We start from the raw sequence: 16,122 nt of genomic DNA, 5'->3' as shown, positions 1-16,122 counted from the left end.
GGCGGACCGCCCGCCTCTCCGAGCCGTACGCGGACGCCCCCGACGAGACCGGCCAGTGGGTCGTCGACCCCGAGGAACTGACCGAGACGGTGGCGGCCGCGACCGACGCCGGCTTCCAGTTCACCGCGCACGCCATCGGCGACGAGGCGATCGCGGCCGTGCTCGACGCCTACGAGGACGCCTCGCGGGTGGACCCGGGCGAGGCCCGCCACCGGATCGAACACGTCGAACTGGCCGACGACGAGGCGATCGAGCGGCTCGCCGAGACCGGCGTCGTCGCCAGCGTCCAGCCGAACTTCCTGAAGTGGGCGGGCGAGGACGGCCTGTACGAGGACCGGCTCGGCGCGGAGCGCACCGCCGGAACGAACCGCTACCGCGAGCTGCTCGACGCCGGGGTCCGGCTCGCGTTCGGCTCCGACGGGATGCCGATGGACCCGCTCGTCGGCGTCCATCACGCCGTCAACGCGCCCGCGGCGGCGCAGCGACTCACCGTCACCGAGGCGCTGCGCGCGTACACGAGCGGTGCCGCCTACGCCGGCTTCGACGAGGACCGCCTCGGCACGATAGAGTCGGGCAAGCGGGCCGACCTCGTCGCGCTCGACGCGTCGCCGTGGGAAGAATCGGACGCCGTCGAGGACATCGACGTCGCCCTGACGGTCGTCGACGGCGAGGTCGTGTTCGACGACCGCTGAGCGCGACCACCGGTGCGCTCGGCGGCCGGAGTGTTCGACGTTCGTCGACAGTTATGTCGACCGTCATCGAATGCCGCAATCGCTGCCAGAAAACAGCAGTTATTAATCGTGTAGGACCAACGCAGGGGTATGACGGAGATTGCCATCGAGTACGCCGCGGGCGACCGGCTCCGATCGGAGGCGGAGACCGCTCGACGACTCATCGACGCGTACCTCGGCGACCGTCCCGACGTGGACCGCGTCACGCTCTCGCCCTCCAGCGAATCCGTCTTCTGCGTGAGCGTCGAAGGAGACCGGATCTGGTGTACCGACCCCCGCGAGTGGATCGACGCGATGGAGGCGGTGACCGCCGCGCGGCGACGGCTCTCCGAGTTGTCGTAATCGGATCGGTCGGGCGTCACCGAACGGGCGGGATGCGCGCGCTAGTCATCGAGAACCGCTCAATACAGCAGAGAATGTCAGTAGCGCTGGTCGTTTCTTAGCCAGGTTTTGGGTCATTTCGTATAGATCAATTGTCGCGTGTTTCGACGTTCCATACCTGTCACAGAGTACTGTTTCCTGAGCCGCCAACTTCTCGTCAACAGCTTCTATTGGGGTTGGGTCTCCTTTGGTGGCAAATCCCCGATGAACCTGCTAAGACCGACATTCGTATGTGTGAATCAGTCCGATATCTGGTAGAACAGTGGAATCTGACACGTTGGGATTCCGTTCGTACGAGCCACCGGATGACAGCGCGATATGGGAACTTCACCAGTGGGCAATGCGCGAAACAGGGGTCGATCCGAGCGACATCCCAGGAACCGATGACCTCCGGTCGATCCAGACAGCATACATCGACCCGGGAGGAGCATTTGTCGTTGGTATTGCGGACTCAGTAGCGACTGGGGGCTCACAAGAGGCTGAGAAAATTAATCTGTCTGAGACGGGCGGACTGGACGCCTTAGCGACGCATGATGGCACAATCGTCGCGATGGGTGGATACATTCCCAATGGTGCCGGTCACGCTGACGAACGCGATCGACCGGGTGCGGCTGAACTTCACCGGATGCGCGTCGCACCGCCATTCCAACGACGAGGAGTTGGCCGAGAACTGATTACACAGTTAGAGCGCCGAGCAACAGCTGCTGGGTTCGAATCTGTACTGGCAACGACCTCGACGCGGCAGTCGGCGGCACTTTCGTTTTATCCCGACCAAGGATACGAAGAGATGGAGCGATCCACGGCTGGGGAGTATAAGCTGGTCCACTACGAAAAACAGTTGTGAGCCGAGGGAACCCGCTGACTACTGGACCGAAGCGGTCGAGGGTTAGTTGCCGAGGTCGAAGTGTTCAGCGGCCGTCTGCATGTCTTTGTCGCCACGACCACACAAGTTGACTAAGATGGTGTCGTGGCGGTCCGCTTCGGCGAGCTTCGCGGCGAGCGCGAGCGCGTGAGCCGGTTCCAGCGCCGGGATGATGCCTTCAGCTTCACTCAGTTCGCGGAAGGCAGCTAACGCTTCCTCGTCGGAGACAGCGTGATACTCGGCACGCCCCATCTCTTGGAGCGCGGCGTGCTCCGGGCCAATTGCCGGATAGTCAAGCCCCGCCGAGACCGAGTGGTTGCGAGTGTCCTCACCGATCGTCTTCGTCTTCATGCCCTGGAAGATCTGTGGCTCATCTTGTGCCGTGCGAGAGAGCGGGGCGGAGTGGTTCGCCTCGTCTTTGCCACCCGGCTCAGCGCCGTAGAAGGCGACATCATCGTCTTTGAACGCGTGCCAGAGCCCGATCGAATTCGAGCCACCGCCGACGCAGGCGACGCAGGCATCGGGGAGATCGCCGTGGAGCTCTTGGATCTGTTCGCGTGCCTCTTTCCCGATGACCGACTGGAACTCACGCACCATCCGGGGGAACGGATCGGGCCCGACTACACTCCCAACAAGGTAGTGTGTCGAGTCAACGTTCTCAGCGAAGTCTTCGAGTGCGGCGTCGACCGCTTCGGCGAGGCCCTCATTACCGCGGTCGACCGGCTCGACGTCGGCACCCATCAACCGCATTCGGAACACGTTCATCTCCTGCCGCTGCATGTCGTGACGCCCCATGTAGACGGTCGTGTCCATATCCAGCAGCGCCCCAACCATCGCCGTCGCCGTCCCGTGTTGACCGGCACCGGTCTCGGCGATGAGGCGATCTTTCCCTGCTCGCTTGGCTAACAGTCCCTGGCCGAGCGTGTTGTTGAGCTTGTGGGCACCACCGTGAAGCAAGTCCTCGTGTTTGAGGTAGATGTCAGCGTCGTACCGTTCACTCAGTGTCTCGGCGTAGAACACCGGCGTCGGCCGGCCCGCGAAGTGTTCCAGCAGATCGCGGAACTCGGCCATGAACTCCGGATCTGAAATGGCAGCCTCGTAGGCCGCCGCCAACTCATCGAGTGGTTCCTCAAGCGGCTCCGGGACGTGTCGACCACCGAACTCACCGAACTCACCTGGCGTCGCCATGTCCGATTATTGCGAGTAAACAACAAAAACGCGATGGCCACGGCATCGGACTTCGTCGAACGAAGAGGTATCCTCAGCTGAGCTGTGTAGCGTCTTGGTACTGGTAGTCACCAAATCCGAGAACCGGATAGAATATAAACGACAGAAACGCGAGTCCGAGGCCGAACAGGATCCCCCTGTTGAACTTACCAGCGACGTTGATACTTATTTTCACTGTGGCAAAGAAGTTGAGTATCGGAATAAAGAACATCACAAACCACAACCATGTGTTTCCGCTTACCCTGACCAAGACGTATAGGTTGTATATCGGGACAATGGCAGCCCATCCCGGTTCACCGGCCTTCTGAAACACTTTCCAGAACCCGACGGAGATCACGATAGTGAGTAACAACACAGCGAACAACTCGATGCTGCCGCTCCCGTTGGTCTGTAACGAAGCCAGTGATTTCACGACTGGGAACATCAATCGAAATGTCTAGCCCGGGTATTAAATTAGTCAAGTCAGGGTTTCTCGGCCAGAAACACCGACTTCAAGACGGTATTCTGTTGGGGTATTCTCAGCTATCACTTACACTTGATAGCCAATTTAGCGGGTGGTACAGGGTTCAGATTATAGTAGATCCCGAAGCGGCTGATCAAGGCTATCGAGATAACACCCTGTGAGATCAATCACGAACTTGAGACCGATAACCGTGAAAATGATCGGCCCACTGGCCGCACTCTCGAGGCTAGTTCCATCACCCGCTATCGATTCATAGACTAACAGAAACACAAGTAACCCGGCCCCGACCAAGACGAACCCTTTGTAAAATATTCCTCTGGCCGCCGTCCACACGGACTTCTCGTGGTAGCCGCCGTCATAAAAATACTCTCTGCCCGTCTTTACGCCCTCGCTCAGGAAGACGATACCGGCACCGGTGAGCGGCCACGTCGCATAGTCGCCCATGTCAGCCGCGGCAACAACAGGACCAGCGACCACCCCGCCGAATCCAACCCATAGTACAGCGAATAGGAAAACAACGACAACGAGTCCGGGTATCGTTCCGAGATAGATGCCGACGTTGGTTTTCGGAATTTGAATCTGCCAACTTCTCCAGCTGCTCCCGTCGGAAGTCGAGCCCTCGTCAGCTGTCTGCCAACTTCTCAAGTTGTCACTGTCAGACGTCGAGTCCTCGTCATCATCCTCGAAGAACCCACTGGGGAGAACGTACCGGAACGTCGTCCAGTGGTGGCTGCTGAACGGTTCGCGTTCAGTTTCCTCGCTTGGAAGTTTGCCGGCGAACAGGCCTCGGACCAAGGCCCAGATCATACAGACGCTAAGTTCGAGCCAGTAGAACACTACCAATGCTGCTGCCGACGTGCCGAACACCAGCAACCCAGCGACAGGAACAGTGCTGGCTACGACGACAGAGAGTAACTGTCCATCCGGAACCGACAGTTGTGGAGGGAGCAACTGATCCATCGGTCAATCGTCTCTGTTGAATCGGTCTCTCATTTCAATCCGCTCGGCGGCCCTAGTAGTAGGATCTTCAGTTTATACGTTGAAAGTGACGATAGCAGCTTTGCTGACTTTGTTGAAACCCTATTCTTCAGAGTTATTACGGCCTGAAACAGCCTGTCGACGGGGACTGCGAATCGAGCGCCCATATTTTCAATTGAGTAGCTGCCTGCTCCGAACACAACCTACTCTAGATCTAACACATAGCGGGCAGTTGCGCCGCACCCGTGCGCAATCACTACTACCGGCAACAGGACAGCAGAAAACCCAACGAGGGCCGGGAGCAGATCAGGAACGGATCCGACGGCGATTGCGGCAACGACGACTGAAAGCACGCTTGTGAGAACCGTGACTGCTAGTAGTGTTTCAACGGCCCGGGCCATCGTGTAGACGGTCGATATGACTCCTCGACTATCGGTGAACGAGACCCCGTGACGTCGGACCTCGACCCGAGCATGAAAAACTAACAGAGACGATAGGGTACCGAGCGAAACGAATGCGACGGCTGCGATGACGCTTCCGACAGTAAGAATTGTCGTCTCACCCTCTATAGCGGTGAAAACTCCGAACGTGACGAACGGGACGGATACGATTCCAACGCCGATCGCGATGACTGCGAGAGCGGTCTCAACGTAGAGACCGTTTGCGGCTACCCACGCACCGAATCGCTCTGTGCGTGAGCGTGACGAAGACGCTGGCCCGGTTGGCTCGTTTGGGGAAGTCTGCGCTGTATTCGCCGTATCGCTGGAGGGGTCCACAACGGGAGTACTGAACGACTGACCCACATAAGTTCCTTACTTGCTGTTTCCCGGAGAGCAACTGTCTGCTACTTATCTTTCAATAAATGAGCTTGTCGGTAGACTCCCGTTCTGCCGACCATAGCTGTCGGACGCTAGTTCAGAAGCATTCACAAGAATTACTTTGTATCTGATAAGAGAAGAGATTCCGCATCTGCTACCAGGTGAGTCACACTCGATCACACTGGGAGCAGTAGCCAGTACCCGGCGTGTGCTAACATCGGGACGCTCAGATTCTTCGTTCGCTCATATCCCGTGCCCCAGAGAAGGCCGCCACAGAGCGTGAATATCACTGAAACAAGCCCTCCGGAGAGGAAGAAATGCATCCCCCCAAACAGGAGGGCACCGATGACGACGCGACCGGGCGCTTCGAACGCATCTTCGAGAGTGTCGTGAATGACTCCTCGGAACAGGAGTTCCTCCATCGGTGCCATGACGAGGAACATGATCGCGAGCCCGGGAACGGCGAGCTCTGGCTGTTCAAGAAAGACGCGCCACTTCGATGCTCCGCCGCTGTGGCCGCCGTGACTGAGACCGACCACGGGTAACAGCCGTGTGATACTGTTCACACTCAGTTGATAGCCCACCATGCCCGCGACGACCCACCCGATCCCCTCTGCTGACGGCTTCTGAATCCGTTCCATGACGTGGAAATCGCCACGCCATCGAACGTAACCGAGCGCAACGAGCCCGAACCCGGGCTGTACAGCGTAACTGCTCAGCAAACTCCCAAACCCACCCCGTATCGTCGCAATCTCGGCATATATGGGGGACATAACGATGATCGACGCGAACGCACAGCTGACGCCTAACCCTGCGAGTATCGCGGCCCTGATGACCGTCTGAGAGCGATCCCATAACGCCGGGATCCGGTGGGACGAGTCGCCTTTCGTTTCCATGCTTTGCTCACGGTGAGCCTGCCAATTAATACGGGTCTGAGCGTTTCACCTCGGGAAACAACGCGCTCACGAGGCCGTCTATCACCCCGTCCGGAGTCTCGTATCGGTACTGGGTCCAGCGGCAGTACATCGCGGACTGCTCCTCTCGGATGGAATCCCGCGATGAAGTCACACGGGATAGTTGGGAGCCTATCAGCGCGGGTACGTCCGACGGGATGTCGAGCGAATGGGGCGGCGTCTCAGTCGCTGGTCCGATAGACTCTCCGCCGACGTGTCGAAAAGACTATACGAGGGCACCGATCGCGGCGAACACGAGAGGGATCTGTTCGCCACGTCCTGTTCTGTGACTCCAACGGAATCGGCGAAGTGACCACCACTTAGCGGGCCGACATACCAGACGCCGAGATACAGGGCCTCGAATGAGCGGTGATTCCCCTGCGCGGCTCAACCCCCTTCACTTGGCGCACTGCCCCAGTCGGGCCCACATCAGGTGGATACGTGTCTCAGCGGAGTTCGTCAGTCAGCCTCTCGGTCCCGTAGAATCGGACGACAACGGTCGTCCCTCCCGAGTCTGAACCTTCGAAGTCGAGTTCGGCGCCGAGCTGCTCAACAGCCCAGTTAACGAACCACAGTCCCACGCCGATTCCGTGATCGAGTTGCGTCTCACCGCTCCCGGTCAGTAGGTCGCGCTCATGATTCGAGAGACCGGGACCGTTGTCTGACACCCGAAGTCGGGGTGTCCCGTCCGAACGAGTCCCGACGCCAACGTCGACACGAGCGGGACCGTCTGAGTGGACGACGGCGTTTTCGACTAGTTCCGCGACGAGACGCCGGACGACAGTCTGGTGCGATTCGATCCGGAGTTCTTCCGGCGCGGAGACGGTGATGGTGCCGTCGGGGTGTTCCGTTCGGGCGCTCGCCGCAACTCCTTCAACGACAGCAACGAGATCGACGGGCGACGCGGCACCGCTGCTGTCCGTCATCACCGCCTCGGCGTCTCGAGCCTTCTGACTGACCGACGCGAGATCGCTCACGCTGTCGCGGATCGCCTGACGGTGATCGTCGTCTTCAACGTGATCTGCGTGCGCCAGTACGACGTCGAGCTTGTTCCGGACGTTGTGTCTGAGAACACGGTTCAGGACCGAGAGACGTTGTTCACGGGTGCGCTTATCCGTGATGTCTCGCAGTACGACCGCTCTCGCGACTGGGTCACCGTTCTCGGCACCGTCAGGGCCAACGCCAGAGACGGTGTACTGGAACCGTCGGCGTCCCCGTGTCGTCTGGAGAGTGACCGTGTTGGCCGCCTCCGGTGAGAGATCTACCGCGTCGATTCCGTCGAGGACCGACGCTATCGGAGTGCCGATCATCTCGTGGACCGACAAGTCGAAGAGGGATTCCGTCGTTTCGTTGGCGTCGAGGACGCGGCCATCCCAGTCGACGACGACGACCGCTTCCTGTAACGCTTCGACGACCCGTGTGCGAGCCACGTAGTCCGCCTTCGGGAACCCCGTCAGCACGGGATACCGACGCACGGAAATCGCAAGCAACAGTCCGGAGATTAACAGTCCGGAGGTCACCCCGTCAAATATCAGGTTGCCGTCGCGCCACGCCCCGACGACGTACGGGGCCGAGACAGCGCCGAGTTGTACTGCCAACTGCCCCTTCGAGACCCGTCCGTGATTCCACCCATATCTGAGGAAGACGACCGCGGCGTACACGTACACGAGGAACAACAAGACTAGCTCAGTCCCGATCAGTGAGGCGAGTGAGCGCTGGACTGCCTCTCTCGACGGATCGCCGTCGAAGGCGGCGACGGTGCCGACGGCACCGGCGAGCGGCAACGCGAGAGCTACGAACATCGCGATTCGGGGGCGGGTCAGCCCGGTCCCGCGGCCAGTGTAGCCGAGCACGTACACGAGCCAGAGTCCCGGGAGGAAGACGGCCGGGACCACCTGTCCGACACCGGCGAGGTTCCCGACGACCGACCACTCGTGAGGGAACTCCGAGATGAGCGATAATACCGCCCAGAAGAGTAAGCCACCGGCTACGGCGGCGAATGCGGTCGCGTTCGGGGGAGACCGGTCGTCCGCGGCTTTCCACGTCACCCACGCTAATGCGACGACGGGGACAATGTCGACGGCTACTGAGGCCATTAGCTGGAGGGTCACCATCGAGCGTGTCAGATCTCCCCGTCTATACTGCTCGGGTCGTATTGACCGGCATCGATTCGGATGCTATTCGATTGCGGGGACACATGTCTCGGATCGTATTTGACGGACTGCGGCTTAATTATCGGGGGCCGTGTTTCCCGCAATGAAACGCCCGCCCTCGAAACCGACTGGACGAAGATACATCGAAGACGAGGTCCGGTTCGGGAGCGGGTTCAGACGTCCGTTTCTCGTCGGCTGCCCCGGTAGGTACGCGAAGTGAATGCTGTCTCAGACCAACGTTCCATCTACACAAGTCGACTCTACACGAGTTGACTCTACACGAGTCGATTTATCAGATCAGCAGCCCTATTTCGCGATCAACAATTGGAAGGGATTCATATCCACCAATACCGAACAAAGCCGCGGTTATTAAACACTGTAGCCACTACTGACGCGGCGTGACGGGCGACATGTACGTCGACCAGCCGCAGGTGCTGCTCGTCGACGACGAGAAAGAGGTCGCCGACGCGTATGCTCTCCGACTGAAGGGGGTAGCGGATGTTACGGTTACGTACGGCGGAAGCGAGGCGTTGTCGGCAATCGACGAGTCTCAGCCGCCCGACGTAGTCCTGTTAGACCGACACATGCCGAACCGATCTGGCGATGACATCCTATCAGAACTGCGCGGCTACGATGTGTATACCCGCATTGTCATGGTGACCGCCATTGATCCGGGATTAGATATCCTCGAACTCCCGTTTGACGACTATCTCTGTAAGCCAGTCGAACGCGAGGACATCAGGGCCGCCGTCGATCAGCAGTGTCAAGTGTTGGCGTACGAGCTTCTCGGAGAATACTTCGAGATCGAGTCGAAGCGCTCGGTCATTGCGACCGAGTTACCCTCTGAGCGACTGGCTGACCACGAGGAGTTCTCGGCGCTTACTGAGCGGGCCACAACGCTACGAGACCGGGTCTATCGGCTACTGCCGGACGCAAACGACCTGCTGAACACGTTCTCCGGTATCGAACGCGAGACGCATTGATCAGACGCTCACCGCGAACCGAACGCCCCCGGAATCGGCGTCAGTAAGCGTCAACTCCCAGCCGTGCGCTTCGACGATCCGTTCAACGATCGCGAGGCCGAGCCCGGTCCCACCGTCGCGGGTCGAGTACCCGGCCTCGAATACGACGTCGCGTTCCGCCCGAGGTATGCCGGGGCCGTCGTCGGCGACGTAGAACCCGTCCGCAGACGGTTGAACAGAGATCATGACCGGCGTCGGGGCATCACCGTCTCCTGACGTAGAGTGACCGGAATCTCGTGCGTCTTGGTCCGTAGACTCCGCTCGATCGTCGGTCGTTCCGTGTTCGACGCTGTTCCGAAACAAATTCTCGAACAACCGCTGAAGACGGTCAGGATCTGCCGTGACGGTCGGGAGCGACTCCGACACCGTGAGCGAAGCCTGCTCGCTGTCGATGGTCTGCCAGGCGTTTCTCGCAGCGGTCTCGACTCCGACCTCTTCAGACGGGCTGACGACGGCACCGTCGCGGGTCAGGGTCAGGACGTCGCGAATGATCCGTTCCATCCGGTCATGGGCGTCTGCGACCGATTCGAAGTGTTCCGGATCGCCGGTCTCCTCGGCCGCTCGAAGGTGTGCTTTGGCGACGTCTAAAGGATTTCGCAGGTCGTGGCTGATCACGCTGGTGACCTGATCGACGCCCGGTGAGTTTTCACGATCCGGACAGTCACGCAGATCAGAAAAGACGAGATACCCGGACTGGTCGTTCGACGGAATCACGCGAACAAAGAACGGACCCTCATGACCGTATCCCTCGAGACGGATCCCGACTCGGTCGCCACGCACGATGTGGGTGAGTGGATCGCGGTCGCCCGTCGTGTCTTGTCTGTTGAACTGGTCGACGACCGTCGATAGTCGCGTGCCGGATGGTTCGCTGTTGAATCGACGCTCGAAGCTCTCGTTCGCGGCCGTCACGTAGGCGTCTTTCCCCTCGATGGCGTATGCGAGGACCGGGTCGTGGAAGTCGCTCAACGGTATCGCCGCGGGACGCTTGTCACTCATCGATCAGTTGTGTCCCGCCGGGGGACTCCACAGAGACTTGTCCGCCCGAACTCGCGGCGACGGCAGTCGGTCGATCCGAAGTCCGGTATCGTCCATATTGTGACTATAGTTCAGAGGCCGTTTTAGTATTAGTTCCTGATTCTGACCCAGAAACACGGTGCGTGCCGAGATCGTTCTGGTTGCTTCGGGTACCATCGATCGATTCCCGGATGGACAAGTGATTGAACCCCTTCAGCAGTCGTTTCACCGACTGAGACTAGATGGACAGTCGGTCGCGCTCGGATCTCAGTGACGATCAAAACGGTACCTCAGCGGCTGACGACCGCGCTAATCCGCCCACCAAGCCGACCGAACACCCACCCCAGCAGCGGCGACGCACAGAGGATCATCACCACAGCGAACACGAAGAACGGAATCTGAGTCCTTGGCCGTAGGACCGTCGGCCCCTCACCGATCAGGAAGACGAGTGTCTCGGTGACTCCGCCGAGGAACCCGGCACGGGCTCCTGCCGCACCTGCGTCCTCTGGCCCGTTGGCCACGGCCCCTGCGATCGCCCCGCCCACCAGCACGGCCCCCGCGCCAACGGTCGCTTCAGAGTTTGGGAACCGATTTATCAGAACCGTGGCAGGTAACGAGGCGAGGACACCGATAATTGCGGCTCGCCACGACGGAGAAACGCTACTGAGTCGTCGTGCTGAGGGCATTTCAAAGAGAATACCGTCGCACCAGTCGTTCCGTGGCGGTTCCGATAAGAGCGATGGTGACCCCACTCACTGCGCAGATGGCGAGGAAGACACCGATTCCACCAGACAGCACACCTGCGTTCATTAGCCAGAGCATTACGGCCGGTCCTCCCAGTAGTCCGAGGACGGACGGGAGAACTTCCCGCGCCTGATTGGACTGGAGAGTACTCATAGACCAGTGTTGGCGAACGATTATCATAGTGGGGTGGCCTCTGTCTCCGTACTCGAAACAGTGGGGACTGTGAGGAAAGCCGGCTCGCGGACCCCCTCACGGGTCGAAAGGATCCTCTGCGTTTCGGGCGGGCCGCTTCGGTATCTGCGGCGTAACGAGGAGGTCGACGGCGGCGACGGCGAGCATCATCAACCGGACCGTTCGATCATCGACGAGGAGGAACGCGACCGCGACGATGGTCGCGGTCGACGTCGCGGGGATCCCCCACGGAAAGAGCGGGTTTCGGAACACGTTCGCCGATTGTGCCATGGATGATGGCTAACGCGAGGAATGACGTAACCAATGTCGTGTTTCCGAACCGGAGTCAGCGTGACGAGAGTTAATCCGACTCCGGCGAAACTAGCAACGCATCGGGAGAAACATGGCCCCTAGTGAGGTAGTTCGTTGCCGTAACCGTCAGGCCGGTGACTGTCGGATTCGTTCCGAGACGCGACAGTCAGCCGGACCGCGAGTCCAGCAACTACGAGTCCCGAAAGACACGTGACTCCTGTCCACAGCGCGACAACGGGAGCGAAACCGTCGTATCGGGAACGTTCTGGTGGAGTAACGGATACGTAGTGGCAGCCTCGCCCGCTGAGGGCGACGAGGTTCTGACGGGGGAGGACACACACCGAGGAGGGACGGGGTGCTGGGAACGGCCGGCTGAACCGATGTCCTCGGGGGTCTCAATCGGTCCCGAGTCGAAAGGGGAAGCGCGTGGACGGCGACCAGCGGGGGCTGATCGCCCGATGGGTGAAGACGGAACGCTTCCGCGGAGGGCTGACAGAGAGCGTCTGCGGGGGCGGTCGGAATCCGATTGGGGGGAACGGATGACTTCGGCCCGTCGTGGGTCGTGACGGGCAACTGTGTCAACGGGTGGGTACAACCAATACCCCCGGTCCGTGTTTCGCCGTCGGCAACAAGCCCCCTCGGGACAGGTCCGTGTTCGACGTGAGAGCAGTGCGATCGACAAGGGGTTATAAATCGGTGTCAGCTTCAGCTGCCGCGAACAGGTGAAGTTCGCATTGCTACCGCGGTAAGCGGGCGGAGTTACCGCTCGGAGAAGGGCGACGTATCGATCAGAGAAAATTCAGTTATATCGGACGGCACCACCTCGTAGGCCATGCGGCGCTCGGCCTCACCCCGCAGACGACGCCGACGTACCTCCGGGACCGGAAGAGCCAGTACGTTTCGACGTTATCGACCGAAACTGATTGCGGCATCGATGTCGCCGCCGTCCAGCGAGATGGATAGGTGCTGGGCAGAGGCGGCGAACTGCTTGCAGTGATGCCCGTCGGACGCGATGTGGTACTCGCTCGTGACTAGGCCGGCGTCCCGAAGGTCGTTGAGGCGTCGGTAAGCCGTCGCTCGTGAAACATCGGCCGCCTCGGCCACGGCACGACCACCACGAGGCCGTTCCGAGACGGCCTCGAACACTCGCCGCGTGTACTCGTCGCCGAACAGATCGAGTAGCCGGTCCGTCGATAACTCGGGTGCCGATTCCTCCGTGCGGTCGTGACGCGACTGCTGTCCCACTGCCATACAACTACCACGCTGCGGGACTCCCTTGGTGGAATATGCTCATTATTCAGACTCGCTCGCGAGCAAGTATCTAACTATCCAGACCCGCGGTAATCGACAGTCGGCCGTCATCGGAACGGCGTTGTTCTGTGCTACCGGTCCTACCAACCGCCACGGCGAACTGTGACTCTCGTCGGACCATCCGAATCGCTGGTCTCGAAACACGTGGACGACTGCTTGACTCACCCGTCGTCGTGTTCGTCGTAGAACGCTTTCAGCAGCTTTCGTTGGCTCGCACGCAAGTGATGGAGGAGCGTCGATCCGGTTATCCCGAGCGACGTCGCGACCTCCTCGGCCGTGCTGCCCCGCGGCGACCTGAAGTAGTCAGCGAGATACGCCGTCCGTAAGGCAGTCGCCTGTCGTTCGGTGAGCCGTTCGTCGAGCTCGTTCTGGAACTCCCGTTTCGTGGTCGGGGATCGAGTCTGATCTTGCCGCGCGAGGACAGGAGCGGCGTCCTCGTCGCCGATCACGCCGGCCAGTCGGCGGACGTTCGCGTCCGGCGAGAGTTCGACGACGAGTTGACCGTCACCGTCGTTGAACGTCGCCGTGCGGACCGTAGCGCCGTGATTGACCGCCGAGACGAGCGGCACCGTGTCGGCGAGCGTCACCTCGACTCGGCCGTGCGCTTCGTCCTCTCGGCGGACGATCCGGCCGTCGCGTGTCATCGGCTCCGAATCGACCGTTTCGACGACGCTCTTCGGGTCGGCTCCGGACACCGTCAGGAAACACGTGAGACCGTCTTCGTCCGGAGCTACCGTGCCGTCAAGCGTGAGCGCTGCGCTACACGTATCGCTTACCCGCACCAGCGGGGAGTTCGAGGCGAGTTCGAACGTGACCTCGGTGATCGTATCCGCAAACAGGAGTTTCCGATTCTGGGTCGCGTTGATCGCGAACCCGGCGAGCTCGCCCAACGTCTCGAAGCTCGACCGCACGTGATCGCTGAACGCAGTCTCCGTTTCCGCGTACACCCCGACGACCCCGTAGACGCTGGAGCCATAGACTAACGGGAGCGCCAGCACCGACTGAACGCCGTCAGCGAACCCGGCAACACGAATCGATTCCGGGACCGTCTCGTCCTCGCTCACCGACCGTATCAGCTCCGGCCGTTGTCGTTCGACGGCTCCGCGTTCGGGGATAGCAGCGCCCTGCTCGATTGCCTCGCGGATCGCAGGGAACGTCTCTCCCGGTTCGCCCGCGACTCCGCCGACGAGCAGCTCGTCGCCGTCGGCAACGCGTTCGCCGGTCCACGCAAATCGGTACTGCTCGGAGGTCCCTAACCGCTCTCGGATCCGCTCCATGATCGCCTCCCGAGAGGTAGCGTCGATCAGCCCCTGGAGGACATCAGCTATCAGTCGATCGACCACAGTCGCCCGCTCAGACTCCGCTCGAAGCCGTTCGATGGTCCGTTCGCGGTCCTTCTGTTCCGTCACGTCGGACACGTAGACGGTCGCGGCGTCGTCTTCAGGAACGACCGAGACCGAGAGCCACTGGTCGACCGTCGGATAGTACTCTTCGAACGAGACGTCCGATACCGACGCCCCGTCGAACGCCTGTGAGATCGAGTCTTCAACCGAGCGCGGAAACACGTCGACGATCGGATCGCCGGCGGGGGCGTCGGTCACGAGAACGTCGGCCGCGGGGGCGTTACATTCCTGTACGGTCTCCTCTCGAACCGTTATGATGCCGATCGGGGCGTTCTCAAGGCGGTGTTCCATCGTACTCCGGAAAGCTCTCTTCTCCCCGAAAACTGGGAGGGCGCTCGCCGCTATCTTGGGAGAGCATCCGATTTAATTGCTTCCCACCGCTATGAGAGTGACATTCTCTCAGGCCTAACTGCCAGCGCCTCTCCTTCCGCAGGTGGCATGTTTGCTGGCCTCCGACGCGACTGTTTTGCCCCGACTCAGTCAGTTTCGTTTGTCCGGCCGAGATCGGAGAACGATTCGCCGACACGAAGGGCGATTGGTTCACTCTCATCGGTCGATCCGATGGAGATGGCGACGAGTTCCTCTTCAGTACTTGTGATCGAAAACGGCCGATTGAGTCGTGAGGCCCCTGCGATCTCGGTGTCCGTGAGTTCTAGGTCGACTTCATACTCACCCGTGGTGGTCCAAACGTCGGCGTAGGCGACGATGTTACTGTCACCATCGGCCTCAGTCGAGGGGACACTGAACGAGGTATCGAGAACCGTCTCGCCGTCGGGGTCTACGATCTCGATCGACCCAGCGACCTCGTGATTCAGCTGATTAAGTAGATTGACCTCTTCGAAGACCTGGTTACCGACTGCGTCAAGGACCGTTGAACAACCCGCTGTCGACGCTATGGCGGCGCTAGCGCCGATCGCAATAGCTTGACGTCGTGTAACGGAGTCGGAAGATGAAGGCGTGATCCGGTTCATCGTTGGGGGACATGTTGTCGTTGGTGTTGTTACACAGTAAACCCCAACGGCGTGTCTCTGGCTGTGAAATCGGATACCGAATATTCTGAAACACGTCTGTAGTGGATTTGCTGTGGACCGCTTGGAGCAATGCTCGTTCCCCGGCTTCGAACCGACGAACGGGGTCCCACGGGTCGACTGCTCGCTTTCGAAAGGCCGCGACGTGAATCCAGAGAGCCTGATACTCTCCTAGCGACCAACACGGATGTGTCGAACGGAGGCGATCGCCGCGAGCGAAATGAGTCCGAACTCGATTACCCCGAAGACCAGCGTGTCCAGAACCCCCCAGTCGTAGGCCTGAAGCAACGGGATGACGAAATATCCACCTTGGGATCCGAGCGCCAACGTCCCCCATCGAATCCGTGACCCGGGAGCGGCCGTCTGTAGTGTGCGTCGTAGATCGAGGGTGAGCGCGAGGACGTACACGGGAGTGTAGACGAACAATGCCCCGAGAACCAGCAACAGTACGCCACCCGGTAGCAACGGGAGAAAGTCGACTGAGTGGACAGTCGGGTACGAAAGAGATGCGATCGCATAGCAGATCAACGCGCCCAACGCTCCGGTAGTCA

General features: G+C 60.3%; 16 protein-coding genes. 4 read left to right on the top strand and 12 right to left on the bottom strand.

Annotated features, from left to right (window positions below; genetic code table 11):
* The 3 genes from C472_RS00885 to C472_RS18085 all read left to right on the top strand — a co-directional run.
* Positions 1-692: amidohydrolase (locus tag C472_RS00885; RefSeq protein WP_006627891.1), on the top strand; the 692-nt coding region annotated here is incomplete at its 5' end.
* Between the two features lie 129 nt (positions 693-821).
* Positions 822-1,073, top strand: coding sequence for a hypothetical protein (locus C472_RS00880; protein WP_006627890.1), 252 nt, complete (start codon positions 822-824; stop codon positions 1,071-1,073).
* A gap of 379 nt (positions 1,074-1,452) precedes the next feature.
* Positions 1,453-1,956 (top strand): GNAT family N-acetyltransferase, encoded by a 504-nt coding sequence (locus tag C472_RS18085; protein WP_082238214.1) that lies wholly within the window; start codon positions 1,453-1,455, stop codon positions 1,954-1,956.
* Between the two features lie 42 nt (positions 1,957-1,998).
* Here C472_RS18085 and trpB read toward each other — a convergent pair whose 3' ends face one another.
* From trpB to C472_RS00855, 6 genes are all read right to left on the bottom strand, one after another.
* On the bottom strand, positions 1,999-3,162 hold the full coding sequence (gene trpB, locus C472_RS00875; protein ID WP_006627888.1) for a tryptophan synthase subunit beta: 1,164 nt from the start codon (positions 3,160-3,162) through the stop codon (positions 1,999-2,001).
* A gap of 73 nt (positions 3,163-3,235) precedes the next feature.
* Positions 3,236-3,625: a DUF5684 domain-containing protein gene (locus C472_RS00870; protein WP_006627887.1), complete on the bottom strand. Its 390-nt coding sequence runs from the start codon at positions 3,623-3,625 to the stop codon at positions 3,236-3,238.
* A gap of 147 nt (positions 3,626-3,772) precedes the next feature.
* Positions 3,773-4,624: a DUF6498-containing protein gene (locus C472_RS00865; RefSeq protein WP_006627886.1), complete on the bottom strand. Its 852-nt coding sequence runs from the start codon at positions 4,622-4,624 to the stop codon at positions 3,773-3,775.
* A 221-nt stretch (positions 4,625-4,845) separates the two neighbouring features.
* Complete coding sequence (locus C472_RS16735) at positions 4,846-5,418, bottom strand: hypothetical protein (RefSeq protein ID WP_006627885.1); 573 nt, start codon at positions 5,416-5,418, stop codon at positions 4,846-4,848.
* Positions 5,419-5,636: 218 nt separating this feature from the next.
* Positions 5,637-6,356, bottom strand: a complete 720-nt coding sequence (locus C472_RS00860) for a CPBP family intramembrane glutamic endopeptidase (RefSeq protein ID WP_006627884.1) — start codon at positions 6,354-6,356, stop codon at positions 5,637-5,639.
* 503 nt (positions 6,357-6,859) lie between these two features.
* Positions 6,860-8,527 carry an ATP-binding protein gene (locus C472_RS00855; RefSeq protein WP_006627883.1) on the bottom strand — a complete coding sequence of 556 codons (1,668 nt, stop codon included), beginning with the start codon at positions 8,525-8,527 and terminating at the stop codon, positions 6,860-6,862.
* Positions 8,528-8,976: 449 nt separating this feature from the next.
* Between C472_RS00855 and C472_RS00850 the strand changes: the two genes are divergently transcribed.
* On the top strand, positions 8,977-9,549 hold the full coding sequence (locus C472_RS00850; RefSeq protein WP_006627882.1) for a response regulator: 573 nt from the start codon (positions 8,977-8,979) through the stop codon (positions 9,547-9,549).
* Here the strand turns inward: C472_RS00850 and C472_RS00845 are convergent, their stop codons facing one another.
* The 6 genes from C472_RS00845 to C472_RS00820 all read right to left on the bottom strand — a co-directional run bounded on the left by C472_RS00845 (position 9,550) and on the right by C472_RS00820 (position 15,514).
* Positions 9,550-10,584 (bottom strand): sensor histidine kinase, encoded by a 1,035-nt coding sequence (locus C472_RS00845; RefSeq protein ID WP_006627881.1) that lies wholly within the window; start codon positions 10,582-10,584, stop codon positions 9,550-9,552.
* A 308-nt stretch (positions 10,585-10,892) separates the two neighbouring features.
* Complete coding sequence (locus C472_RS17210) at positions 10,893-11,288, bottom strand: DUF5518 domain-containing protein (protein WP_161612587.1); 396 nt, start codon at positions 11,286-11,288, stop codon at positions 10,893-10,895.
* A 307-nt stretch (positions 11,289-11,595) separates the two neighbouring features.
* On the bottom strand, positions 11,596-11,808 hold the full coding sequence (locus tag C472_RS00835) for a hypothetical protein (RefSeq protein ID WP_006627879.1): 213 nt from the start codon (positions 11,806-11,808) through the stop codon (positions 11,596-11,598).
* Between the two features lie 927 nt (positions 11,809-12,735).
* Entirely contained in the window at positions 12,736-13,080 is a 345-nt protein-coding gene (locus C472_RS00830; RefSeq protein ID WP_006627878.1) for a winged helix-turn-helix domain-containing protein, read from the bottom strand.
* A gap of 221 nt (positions 13,081-13,301) precedes the next feature.
* Entirely contained in the window at positions 13,302-14,834 is a 1,533-nt protein-coding gene (locus C472_RS00825; protein WP_006627877.1) for a bacterio-opsin activator domain-containing protein, read from the bottom strand.
* Positions 14,835-15,019: 185 nt separating this feature from the next.
* The gene (locus C472_RS00820) at positions 15,020-15,514 is read right to left on the bottom strand and encodes a hypothetical protein (RefSeq protein ID WP_006627876.1); all 495 of its coding nucleotides are present in this window, start codon (positions 15,512-15,514) and stop codon (positions 15,020-15,022) included.
* Positions 15,515-16,122: the final 608 nt, after the last annotated feature.

Origin of the sequence: Halorubrum tebenquichense DSM 14210, from assembly GCF_000337415.1 — an archaeon.
Taxonomy (GTDB): Archaea; Halobacteriota; Halobacteria; order Halobacteriales; family Haloferacaceae; genus Halorubrum; species Halorubrum tebenquichense.
Note: the sequence above shows the minus strand (reverse complement) of the source record. Positions and strands in the feature narration are given on the sequence as shown.

Coding starts and splice junctions, on each gene's coding strand:
- C472_RS00855 (WP_006627883.1), bottom strand. CDS start 8,527: ATGGTGACCCTCCAGCTAATGGCCTCAGTAGCCGTCGACATTGTCCCC.
- C472_RS00820 (WP_006627876.1), bottom strand. CDS start 15,514: ATGAACCGGATCACGCCTTCATCTTCCGACTCCGTTACACGACGTCAA.
- C472_RS00825 (WP_006627877.1), bottom strand. CDS start 14,834: ATGGAACACCGCCTTGAGAACGCCCCGATCGGCATCATAACGGTTCGA.
- C472_RS00870 (WP_006627887.1), bottom strand. CDS start 3,625: ATGTTCCCAGTCGTGAAATCACTGGCTTCGTTACAGACCAACGGGAGC.
- C472_RS00850 (WP_006627882.1), top strand. CDS start 8,977: ATGTACGTCGACCAGCCGCAGGTGCTGCTCGTCGACGACGAGAAAGAG.
- C472_RS00865 (WP_006627886.1), bottom strand. CDS start 4,624: ATGGATCAGTTGCTCCCTCCACAACTGTCGGTTCCGGATGGACAGTTA.
- trpB (WP_006627888.1), bottom strand. CDS start 3,162: ATGGCGACGCCAGGTGAGTTCGGTGAGTTCGGTGGTCGACACGTCCCG.
- C472_RS18085 (WP_082238214.1), top strand. CDS start 1,453: ATGCGCGAAACAGGGGTCGATCCGAGCGACATCCCAGGAACCGATGAC.
- C472_RS00835 (WP_006627879.1), bottom strand. CDS start 11,808: ATGGCACAATCGGCGAACGTGTTCCGAAACCCGCTCTTTCCGTGGGGG.
- C472_RS00845 (WP_006627881.1), bottom strand. CDS start 10,584: ATGAGTGACAAGCGTCCCGCGGCGATACCGTTGAGCGACTTCCACGAC.
- C472_RS00830 (WP_006627878.1), bottom strand. CDS start 13,080: ATGGCAGTGGGACAGCAGTCGCGTCACGACCGCACGGAGGAATCGGCA.
- C472_RS00880 (WP_006627890.1), top strand. CDS start 822: ATGACGGAGATTGCCATCGAGTACGCCGCGGGCGACCGGCTCCGATCG.
- C472_RS00860 (WP_006627884.1), bottom strand. CDS start 6,356: ATGGAAACGAAAGGCGACTCGTCCCACCGGATCCCGGCGTTATGGGAT.
- C472_RS17210 (WP_161612587.1), bottom strand. CDS start 11,288: ATGCCCTCAGCACGACGACTCAGTAGCGTTTCTCCGTCGTGGCGAGCC.